This window comes from Micromonospora sp. NPDC049559, assembly GCF_040676675.1.
Taxonomy (GTDB): domain Bacteria; phylum Actinomycetota; class Actinomycetes; order Mycobacteriales; family Micromonosporaceae; genus JBFAPK01.
The window spans coordinates 1-9,009 of record NZ_JBFAPK010000074.1 but is presented as its reverse complement, the minus strand read 5'-3'; the positions used below and the strand labels follow the sequence as shown (position 1 = coordinate 9,009).

10 protein-coding genes and 1 pseudogene are annotated in these 9,009 nt (G+C 74.3%); 4 read left to right on the top strand and 7 right to left on the bottom strand.

What is annotated here, in order from left to right:
• Positions 1 to 182: 182 nt before the first annotated feature.
• The 3 genes from AB0J86_RS38570 to AB0J86_RS38560 all read right to left on the bottom strand — a co-directional run bounded on the left by AB0J86_RS38570 (position 183) and on the right by AB0J86_RS38560 (position 2,088).
• Positions 183 to 941 carry an SRPBCC domain-containing protein gene (locus tag AB0J86_RS38570; RefSeq protein WP_363863794.1) on the bottom strand — a complete coding sequence of 253 codons (759 nt, stop codon included), beginning with the start codon at positions 939 to 941 and terminating at the stop codon, positions 183 to 185.
• A gap of 66 nt (positions 942 to 1,007) precedes the next feature.
• Positions 1,008 to 1,475 carry a DUF6069 family protein gene (locus AB0J86_RS38565; RefSeq protein ID WP_363863791.1) on the bottom strand — a complete coding sequence of 156 codons (468 nt, stop codon included), beginning with the start codon at positions 1,473 to 1,475 and terminating at the stop codon, positions 1,008 to 1,010.
• A 1-nt stretch (position 1,476) separates the two neighbouring features.
• On the bottom strand, positions 1,477 to 2,088 hold the full coding sequence (locus AB0J86_RS38560; protein WP_363863788.1) for a helix-turn-helix domain-containing protein: 612 nt from the start codon (positions 2,086 to 2,088) through the stop codon (positions 1,477 to 1,479).
• A gap of 163 nt (positions 2,089 to 2,251) precedes the next feature.
• Between AB0J86_RS38560 and AB0J86_RS38555 the strand changes: the two genes are divergently transcribed.
• Together AB0J86_RS38555 and AB0J86_RS38550 are read left to right on the top strand one after the other, a co-directional pair.
• Positions 2,252 to 2,755 (top strand): hypothetical protein, encoded by a 504-nt coding sequence (locus tag AB0J86_RS38555; RefSeq protein ID WP_363863785.1) that lies wholly within the window; start codon positions 2,252 to 2,254, stop codon positions 2,753 to 2,755.
• 43 nt (positions 2,756 to 2,798) lie between these two features.
• A complete protein-coding gene (locus tag AB0J86_RS38550; RefSeq protein ID WP_363863782.1) occupies positions 2,799 to 3,512 on the top strand; it encodes a 2'-5' RNA ligase family protein in 714 nt (237 codons plus the stop codon).
• Positions 3,513 to 3,537: 25 nt separating this feature from the next.
• On the opposite strand, the gene AB0J86_RS38545 is transcribed toward AB0J86_RS38550, so the two are convergent.
• Positions 3,538 to 4,515, bottom strand: a complete 978-nt coding sequence (locus tag AB0J86_RS38545) for an aldo/keto reductase (RefSeq protein WP_363863779.1) — start codon at positions 4,513 to 4,515, stop codon at positions 3,538 to 3,540.
• An 88-nt stretch (positions 4,516 to 4,603) separates the two neighbouring features.
• Here AB0J86_RS38545 and AB0J86_RS38540 point away from each other — a divergent pair, with 88 nt between their 5' ends.
• The gene (locus AB0J86_RS38540) at positions 4,604 to 5,095 is read left to right on the top strand and encodes a hypothetical protein (RefSeq protein ID WP_363863775.1); all 492 of its coding nucleotides are present in this window, start codon (positions 4,604 to 4,606) and stop codon (positions 5,093 to 5,095) included.
• Positions 5,096 to 5,141: 46 nt separating this feature from the next.
• Here the strand turns inward: AB0J86_RS38540 and sepH are convergent, their stop codons facing one another.
• The 3 genes from sepH to AB0J86_RS38525 all read right to left on the bottom strand — a co-directional run bounded on the left by sepH (position 5,142) and on the right by AB0J86_RS38525 (position 8,794).
• Complete coding sequence (sepH, locus tag AB0J86_RS38535) at positions 5,142 to 6,218, bottom strand: septation protein SepH (protein WP_363863772.1); 1,077 nt, start codon at positions 6,216 to 6,218, stop codon at positions 5,142 to 5,144.
• 186 nt (positions 6,219 to 6,404) lie between these two features.
• Positions 6,405 to 8,198, bottom strand: coding sequence for an alpha/beta fold hydrolase (locus tag AB0J86_RS38530; RefSeq protein ID WP_363863769.1), 1,794 nt, complete (start codon positions 8,196 to 8,198; stop codon positions 6,405 to 6,407).
• A complete protein-coding gene (locus AB0J86_RS38525; protein ID WP_363863766.1) occupies positions 8,195 to 8,794 on the bottom strand; it encodes a TetR/AcrR family transcriptional regulator in 600 nt (199 codons plus the stop codon). Before AB0J86_RS38525 ends, AB0J86_RS38530 begins: the two co-directional genes overlap by 4 nt.
• A 124-nt stretch (positions 8,795 to 8,918) precedes the next feature.
• Between AB0J86_RS38525 and AB0J86_RS38520 the strand changes: the two are divergent.
• Positions 8,919 to 9,009 (top strand): annotated as a pseudogene (locus AB0J86_RS38520) (helicase-related protein); the annotation flags it as partial.

The window sequence follows — 9,009 nt, the reverse complement described above, 5'->3', positions numbered from 1 at the left end:
CCGACCGGGGACGAGGTGACCCGGGTGCCGTTGCGGTAGACGTGGTAGCCGGTCGCCCCGCCCTCGACGGGGTGGGCGGGCCGCCTTTCCGCTTCCGCTGGGTCGCTTCCGGCTGTGTCGCCGGCCGGTTTTCCGCGCGGGGCTTAGGGCGTAACCCGCCTCGGGCTCGCGGCCCCGGCCGGTCAGCCGATCGGCAGTCCGTTCAGCCACTCCTGCCAGGCCCGCTCGGTGCCCGCCGGGTCCGCGTCGGCGGCGAAGATGTGGTGCCCGAGGACCAGCACGTTGCCCCGGTCCGTACCGGAGTGGATGAACCGGTAGAGCGCGTCCGGGGTGCGTACGCCGAAGTAGGTCGGCAGCCCGGCGAGGTCCACCACCCCCTCGACCGGCGCGAGCCCCGGCAGTTCGAGCCGGGCCGGCGCGCCCTCGGTCACCGGGCCGGTGACGCCGAACGCGCCGGCCACGGCCGCCCAGACCTGGTCCGGATCGCCGGCGCCGGGCCGGAACGCCGAGACGGGGATACCGGTACGGCCGGGGAAGTGCGCCAGGTACGCCGCCAGCGTCTCCAGGTACATGTTCCAGCCGATCTGCATGGCCTCGTACTCGGTCTCCCAGTTGTCCCCGAGGACGCCGCTCTGCACCAGCCGCAGCACGGTCGCGCCCTGGTCGCGCCCCTCGATGAGGTACTCCATCGCCATGAAGGTGCCGTCCGGTCCCGGATCGGTACGGTGCGCGAACCGCTTGCCGGGCTCCCAGGCCGTCACCGTCGACTCCTCGGTGTGACCGGCCATGGTGAACCGGGTCCGGTTGCCCTCGCCGGCCTCGACCTCGCTGCGGCCCATGAACCAGGAGTCGATGCCCGGACCCGTGGCGATCGCCGCCCAGACCTGCTCCGGCGTGGCGGGCAGTTCGATTTCCTTGCTCAGCTCGAACGGGTGTCCCATGACGTGGCCTCTTTCTGTGTCTCTGTACCTGTTGACGGAAATGGTGCGGGCAGCTGAGGGGCGGGGTCAGCGGGCGCGGGTCGGGGCGCGGTGCCGGAGCATCGGCAGCAGCGCCGCCGCGACCGCGACGTGGATCAGGCAGAGCATGATCCGGGTGTCCACCGTGGCCCGCTCGATGAAGACCGGGATGAAGGAGGCCACCAGCACCGTACCGGCGAGCACGCTCCACACGGTCCGGGCGTGCCGGGTGAGCCGTTCCAGCAGGGCGAGGGAGCCCCAGCCGAGCAGCCCGAAGACGAGGGCGAAGACGGCGATCTCGGGCAGGATCAGCGGGTGCGGCTCGGTGGCGCCGGGGTCGGTGAGGACGAAGTCCGTCCCGAGCGCCCGGGCGCCGAGGTAGAGCAGGCTGCTCGCCGCCACCGCGACGCCGACGGCCCGGGCGCGCCGCCGGCGCCGCGTGCGGGTGACGGTGGTCGCGGAGGCCCGCTCGACCGGGTACGTGTGGCCGACGGCGGGGCTGGTCATGGTGGTCATGTCAGGACTCCTCGGATTCGGTGGTGCCGGTCGGGGGGTTGAGGCTGGGGTGCAGGGCGAGCACCACCCGGTGCGCGCGCCCGCCGGTGGTCCGCTCGTCGTGGTACTTGCCGACGAGGCGGGTGACGGTGGCCGCGAGTTCGTCGGTGAACGCGGCCCGGTCGGCCGCGGAGGCGAACCGGATGTCGGCGTCGATCGTGAAGGTCGCCACGCGCTTGCGGGCCCGGTCGGCGGCCGTGATGAGCGCGCCGACGTCCTGGACGAGCCGGGCGGAGACCGCCAGCAGCCACCGCGCCGAGAGCCGGTCCGGCGTCCGCGCCGGGTCCGGGCGTACGGCGGCCAGGGCGAGCGGCGAGATCACGTACGACGCGGCGGTGGCGCGCATGACCCGCTCGGTCACGTTGCCCCTGCGGCGCTCCTCGACCAGCTCGATCAGGCCGTGCTGCTCCAGCGCCCGAAGGTGGTAGTTGACCTTCTGCCGGGCCAGGCCGACCCGGGTGGCGAGCATCGTTGCCGAGGCCGGCTCGGCGAGCGCGGCGAGCAGCCGGGCCCGCGTCGGGTCCAGCGACGCCTCGGCCGCCGCCGGGTCCTCGATCACTGCGATGTCGAACATGCCAATACCCTCGCACCGACAACTCATTCTGTCAAGACAAAAAAAATCGTCGGTCAGCGGCGGGGGTGACGGGGTCGCGGTGACGGGGTCGCGGTGACGGGCGGCGGTCCGGGAGGACGAAATCGGTGGCGAGGGCCCGCCGCGCCGCCTAGCGTCAAAGGACGTGGCGGTCTCGCACGCGCTCGTGCTGGCGTTGGCGCTTCTCGGTGTGCTGTGTCTACCTGCCGTCCTGGCCGCGATCATCTGCGCGGACGAACTGGTCGACCGGGCCGTGCGGCGGTACGCGCGATGGCGGCGGCGGCGAAGCGACCGGCGTACCGTCAGCCGGCTCGGTCGCGCCCTCGCCGCGGAGCTGCGCATCGCGGACGCCGACCTGGCCGAGTTCGACCGGACGGACCGGGCCTCCATCGAGCAGATCGCCGCCGAGCTGCGCCGCCTCGGTGGGCAGCGGCTCGGCGAATCCAGCCGCGCCGGGGTCTGGCACCAGGCGATCCTCCGGGCGTACGACGAGCGGCTCCGGCTGGCCAGCCGCTGTCTGGGCGTCGCCGAGCACCTGGCCGACCTGGAGGGACTCGACCTGGAGATCGAGCGGATTCGGGTGGAGGGCGAGTTGCAGGGCGCCGGGATGGTGCTGCCCACCGGCTCCGGCGAGCGGCGGTACCGGTGACCGCGACCGGGCCGCGTCACCGCGTTCGTACGGCGGTGGCCGGATGAGGCTGTTCGTGGCGATCCATCCGTCGCCCGAGGCGCTCGACGACCTCACCGCCCAGGTCGACCGGATGCGGATCGGCGAGTTGGCCGCCGCCGGGGTCAACGTCCGGCTGGCCGCCCGCGAGACCTGTCACGTCACCCTCGCCTTCCTCGGCGAGGTCGAGGAGGAACGGCTACCCGACGTCGAGGCGGCGCTCGGTCGGGCCGCCGCGACCTGGCGCCGGCCGCCGCGCCGACCGCGCCGGGCGGACGCCCGACGGCCGGGCCGTCCGGGTGCCGCCGAGGCGCCGGGCGACCCGTTCGGGCCGGGCACGGTGGTCGGACCGGAGGTGGTCGGGGACGGGGTCGGCGGCGCCACCCCGGAGCCCGAGCCGCCCCGGTTGCGGCTCGGAGGCGGCGGCCGGTTCGGCCGGGACCGCTTCACCGTGCTCTGGGTGGGGCTCCAGGGTGATGTCGACGCGCTGCGTGCCCTGCACGGCGCGGTCCGCCGGGAGCTGCGCCGGGCCCGGCTGCCGTACGACCGGCGCCCGTACCGGCCGCACCTGACCCTCGCCCGCCCCGGCGACCGGCTGCCCCGCGAGGCGGTCGACGCCGACCGGGACACACTCGACGGTTATCTCGGACCGTCCTGGCCGGTGACCGAGGTGGTGCTGATGCGCAGCCACCTCGGCCCCCGACCGCTGTACCACCGGCTCGCCGCCTGGCCGGTCTGACCGGCGGCGCCGGCACGGGGCCCCGCTACCAGGCCCACGCCTCCGGGCCGGGGCCGCCCTTGCCGATCGGCGGGAACAGCTCGTCCAGCCGGGCCAGGGACGCCTCGGAGAGGTCCACGGTGAGCGCGCCCAGCGTCGCGTCGAACTGCGCGACCGTACGCGGACCGATGATCGGCGCGGTCACGCCGGGGCGGGACAGCAACCAGGCCAGCGCCACGTCGGCCGGGTCATGGCCGAGTTCGCCGCAGAACTTCTCGTACGCCTCGATCGTCTCCCGGTGCGTGGCCAGCGCCTCCGACCCGCTGGTGATCCGGCCCGCCGCGCCCTCGGCCAGCTTGCGGATCGCCCCGCCGAGCAGCCCGCCCTGCAACGGCGACCAGGGGATGATGCCGATGCCGTACCGCTGCGCGGCCGGCACCACCTCCAGCTCCACGTGGCGGGTGAGCAGGTTGTAGATGCACTGCTCCGAGACGAGCCCGAGGAAGTTGCGGCGCGCGGCCGACTCCTGGGCGGCGGCCAGGTGCCAGCCGGCGAAGTTCGACGAGCCGACGTAGAGCACCTTGCCCTGGGCGACCAGCGTCTCCATGGCCTGCCAGATCTCCTCCCACGGGGTCTCCCGGGAGATGTGGTGCATCTGGAAGAGGTCGATCCAGTCGGTCCGCAGCCGCCGCAGCGAGTCCTCGCAGGAGCGGACGATGTGCCGGGCCGAGAGGCCGCGCTCGTTCGGCCAGTCGCCCATCCGGCCGTACACCTTCGTGGCGAGGACGACCTTCTCCCGCCGGTCGCCCTGGGCGAACCAGCGACCGATGATCTGCTCGGTGACGCCCTCGCCCAGCTGCCGGCCGTACACGTTGGCGGTGTCGAAGAAGTTGACGCCCTGCTCCAGCGCGCGGTCCATGATCGCGAAGCTGTCCGGCTCGGTGGTGTGCGGCCCGAAGTTCATCGTGCCGAGGCAGAGCCGGCTCACGGACAGGCCGGTACGTCCCAGGTTGGTGTATTCCATGATCCCCACCCTGCCACGCCCGTCGAGGGGCTCCCAGCGCCCGGGGCGACCGATTATGATCTTCGCCTGACCGACCAGGGAGTTGCCGGTGCTCGTCCGTGTCCGACCGAACCTGCCGTACCTGATGCTCCTGCTGCTCGGCGTCATCGTCATCGGGCTGGGTCTGATCGAGACCGGCGTGGCCGGCTGGTTGATTACGATCTTCGGTGGGCTGATCTGCGGGATCTTCGGCTACCCCGTCGTCGCCAGTACGCTCTTTCGCGTACCCGTCGTCGCGATCGGCGCCGACGGGATCCGACTGCCGTTCATGGGCGTGCGGCTGGCCTGGCCGGAGGTCGCCGCCGTCCGGCCGGGCGTCAACCCGCGCGGATCCGCGCACGTGCCGGTCCTGCTGATCTTTCCGGTCGATCCGGCGGCCGTGCTCCGGCAGGTACGGCCGTGGCTGCGTCAGGAGACGCGGAGCAACCTGGCCCGGTTCGGTACGCCAATCGTGATCTCCGGGCAGTCGTTCGATCGCTCCCTGGACGAGATCGCCGCGGCCGTGAACCGGCAGCTCGCGGCCCATCGACCGCCGGTCTGACCGGGCCGCGCCGACCCGGTCCCGATCGGTCGGGTCGGCGTCTGGCTCAGGAGGTCTCGCGCGCGGCCGGCCCGCTGCCGAAGAGGACGTCGTCCCAGCTCGGCAGCCGCTTGCGCGGCTTGCCGCCGGACTCGCCGCCCTCGCCGGGCGCGGGGGTCGTCCGGCGAGGACGCAGCACCGCCAGCGACGGTACGGCCGGCACTTCCTTCGGGGTGTCGGCGTCGTCGTCGAAGGCCGAGCCCTGGCCGCCGCCGAGCAGCGCCGCGGCGCCACCCGAGACGGCCCGCTGGCGCGGCGCCTCCTGGCCGGCGTGCGCGGCGGGGGCCGCCGGTTCGAGACCGCGGCCCGCGGCCGACCCGAGCGGCCGGTCGAGCGAGGCGAGCAGCGCGTCCCGGCCGGCGCGGATCGGATCCCGCCCCGGACGCGGTTCGGGCGCGGCGGCCGGCAGGCCGTGTCCGCCCCGGCTCGGCTCGCCGCGCGAGGGGCCGGGCAGCGCGTGCCCGCCGCCGCGCTCGGCGGCCGGCGGCTCCTGCCCGAGGATGGGCGTGGGCCGCTCGGCGCAGAGGTACTGCGCCATGTCGTCGTGCGGCGACACCGTCTGCCGGGTCTTGTCGAGGTCCCAGACGGCCTGCGCGGTGGCTTTGCCCGACGGCCAGGTGGCGATGATCCGCCAGGTGCCGTCGTCCCGCCGGTAGGCGTCCCAGGAGATCTTCTCCGTGTCGATGCCGTGCTGGGCCAGCCGGCCGTCCACGATCTCGGCGAGCGGGGTGTTCTGCTCGGAGGACTTCAGCCGGGTACGCCGGGCGTGCTGGGCGAGCATCGCCCGCTCCTGCAGGACCGGTCCGGCGTAGCGGAGCACCCGGTCGACCGGTACGCCCGCGATCCGGGCGACGTCCTCGGCGGACTCGCCGGCGCGGATGCGGGCCTGGATGTCCCGCGGGGACAGGGAGGGGTGCGGGTCGGTGCTCGCGGTGGCGACGCTGAGCGCGGGCGCGCCCGGCTCGGCGTGCAGCACCTGCGACACGCGCTCGTCGATGGGTAGGGCGAGAAGGCGGCCCACCTCGTCGGCGAGCACCATGGCCTGACCGTCCTCGGAGAGGGCGACGAAGCGTACTGGGCGCATCGCGTTGCCTCCGTCCCGCGTCGTTGGCCCCACGCCACGAGCCGACCACCCGGGCGTCCTCGCAACACGGTACGCCGGTCGGTCACGGGGTGAAAGAAGCCACGCCCGCATGTCGCGGGTGAGCTGCCCTGATCACAGCCACCCCGGACGCGCCCGCGTGGGCCGGGTGACGGTTCGCCGGCCAGTTTATGTCGGCGATCCCGAGATGGCCCGAGCGAGGTCCGCCGGGTGTGTCAACTGGGGATGGTGACCGGCGCCCGCGACGACCGTCACGACGGTCCGGGGCCGCGCCTCCAGCAGCGCCCGCGCCTCGGGGGTGAGCGGGTCGTCGCCGCCCACGACCACGTGCACCGGCCCCGGATACCGCCGCAGCTCGGACCGGAGGTCCTCGCGCCAGCGTTCGCGTGCGGCATCGGCCAGCAGCCGGGCGACGTTGGTCGCGACCTCGCCGCGACGCAGGTCGGCCACGGTGGACGCGAGCTGGTCGGCGCGGTTCGCGTCGCCGGTGAGCCGTCGCGCCAGGGCGTCGGCGTCGACCCGGCGCAGGTACCACCGGCTCAGCGGCGCCCAGCGCGCGACGCCACCCGTCCGCGCCTGGAGGAAGAACGGCGAGACGAGCGTGAGCCGCTCCACCGACCCGGGGTGGGCCGCCGCGGCCGCCAGCGCGGCGGCGGCACCGACGGAGTGGCCCACCAGGTGGCGGGCGCCGGTCCCGGTGACCAGCGCGGCCAACCAGCCCGGCCAGTCGGCGCGCCGGCCGGCGCTCAGGCCCAGCCCGGGCAGGTCCACGGCGCGGGCCCTGCCCAGCGCCGCGACGACCGGCGCCCAGGTGTCGGCGCTGACCGGCAGGCCCGGCAGGACCACCGTGGCGGCGTCCGGCTCGCCCAGCTCGAAGGTCCGTACGCCGGCCGGGGTGGTGAACCGCCGGTCGGCGGCCGGGGCGTCGCCGAAGCGGTGGGCCGCGAGGTGGTCGGCCCAGCGCAGGATCGACGCGGTGGTGTCGGGCATGGCGAGGCCGTGCCGGGCGGCGAAGGCGTTGGCGGAGTCCGTCGGGTAGCGATCGCTCGACAGGAACGTCAGCGTCTCCGGATCGGCCCTGGTGAGCACCGGTGGCAGGCGCTTGACGAGCCCGACCGGGACCCGGGTACGGGGAACCCGCACGCCGTAGTGCGTGCCGACCAGCGCGAGCAGGTCGGGCAGGGCGGGGGTCGCGTCGTCGAGCACCCAGTACGCGCCACCCCTGCTCGCCGCGTCCAACGGCAGCAGCGTCATGAACCGGGCGAGGTAGTCGACCGGCACCACGGGGACGAACGTGCTCGCGTTCCCGGGCAGCGCCGCCATGCTGCCCCGCCAGAGCTCCTTGAGGTTCGACGCGAGACCCAGTTGCTGGTCGGACTCGCCGGTGGCGCTGTCGCCGATCACGCTGGACGGGTTCACGATGGACCACGGGACGCCCAGCCGGTCCGCCTCGGCCTGGAAGACGGCGTCGGACTCGACCTTCGACGCCTCGTACGCGCCCAGGGCCCGGTACGTGTCCCGCCTCCGCTCGTCGCTCCACGGGACCAGCCCCGGATCCTGCCCGCCCACCCGGTAACCGGAGACGTGCACGAGCCGGCGCAGCCGGGGAAGGCCCGCCGCGAAATCGACGATGGCGCGGACACTCCCGACGTTGGCGCGGCGCGCCTCCTCGGCCGACATCCCGAACCGGTAGGCGCCCGCGCAGTTGTAGACCTCGGTGACGTCCTCCCACGCGGCCGCGTCACCCGACAGCAGCGGGCGCGCCCCGAAGTCGACCCGGAGATCGACGGGCGGGTGCGCGTGGCCGTGGTCGGTGAGCCAGCGGGTGAGCCGGCGGTACGCCTCGGGGCCGCGGTTGGCCGTGCTGACGCGTACGCCGGCGCGGCCGAGCGTGCGGACGAGGTGCCGCCCGACGAGGCCGCTCGCCCCGAAGACCAGGGCGTGCCGGCCGGGCGTGCTCACACCGCCTCCGTCACCGGTGCGCGCTGGTCCAGCAGCCCGGCGAGCACCTGGGCGGTACGGCGCAACGGCTCCACCGACCGCTGTGCCCGAGAGACGATCATCGCGCCCTCGACGGCGCTCACCACGGCCGTCGCCAGCGTCCGGGCCGCCTCCTCGGACCGGCCGAGCCCGACGAGGTACTCGGCGACCGGGGAGATCCAGGATTCGAAGGCGTTCCCGCAGGCGGTACGCAGCCGCTCGCTCTGCGCGCCCATCTCCAGCGTCACCACGGAGACCGGGCAGCCCAGTTGGAAGTCGCTTTCCTCCAGGAGCCCCGCCAGCACGTCGATCACGCGGTGGATCACCTCGTCCGGGCCGGCCGACTCCAACTCGGCGTCGGCCAGCAGGGAGCGGAATCGGGCCGCGGCGAGGTCGACGGCCCGCTCGCCGAGCGCCTCCTTCCCCTGCGGGAAGTGGAAGTAGAGCGACCCCTTGGGGGCGCCCGCCTGCTCCACCACGGTGTTGAGGCCCGTGCCGCTGTAGCCGCGGGCCTGGATCAGTTCGAGCATCGCCTCGACCAGCCGACCGCTGGTCTCGGCGCCCTTCGTTCCAGCCATGATTGAATACTAGACCGGTCTACATATTTTGCGGCACGGGGTCTCCCGCCGGGACGATTTCCAAACCGGCGACCCCGCCATGCCCGGCCGCCCCGCGACAATCCGGCCACCCCGCGCCGCCCGGCGCACGCTGGCCGAGTTCAAGGAGGGCCGGACGAACGTGCTGGTCGCCACCGACGTGGCCGCCCGCGGCATCCACGTGGACGGGGTCTCGC

Coding starts and splice junctions, on each gene's coding strand:
- sepH (WP_363863772.1), bottom strand. CDS start 6,218: ATGCGCCCAGTACGCTTCGTCGCCCTCTCCGAGGACGGTCAGGCCATG.
- AB0J86_RS38560 (WP_363863788.1), bottom strand. CDS start 2,088: ATGTTCGACATCGCAGTGATCGAGGACCCGGCGGCGGCCGAGGCGTCG.
- AB0J86_RS38565 (WP_363863791.1), bottom strand. CDS start 1,475: ATGACCACCATGACCAGCCCCGCCGTCGGCCACACGTACCCGGTCGAG.
- AB0J86_RS38550 (WP_363863782.1), top strand. CDS start 2,799: ATGAGGCTGTTCGTGGCGATCCATCCGTCGCCCGAGGCGCTCGACGAC.
- AB0J86_RS38525 (WP_363863766.1), bottom strand. CDS start 8,794: ATGGCTGGAACGAAGGGCGCCGAGACCAGCGGTCGGCTGGTCGAGGCG.
- AB0J86_RS38545 (WP_363863779.1), bottom strand. CDS start 4,515: ATGGAATACACCAACCTGGGACGTACCGGCCTGTCCGTGAGCCGGCTC.
- AB0J86_RS38570 (WP_363863794.1), bottom strand. CDS start 941: ATGGGACACCCGTTCGAGCTGAGCAAGGAAATCGAACTGCCCGCCACG.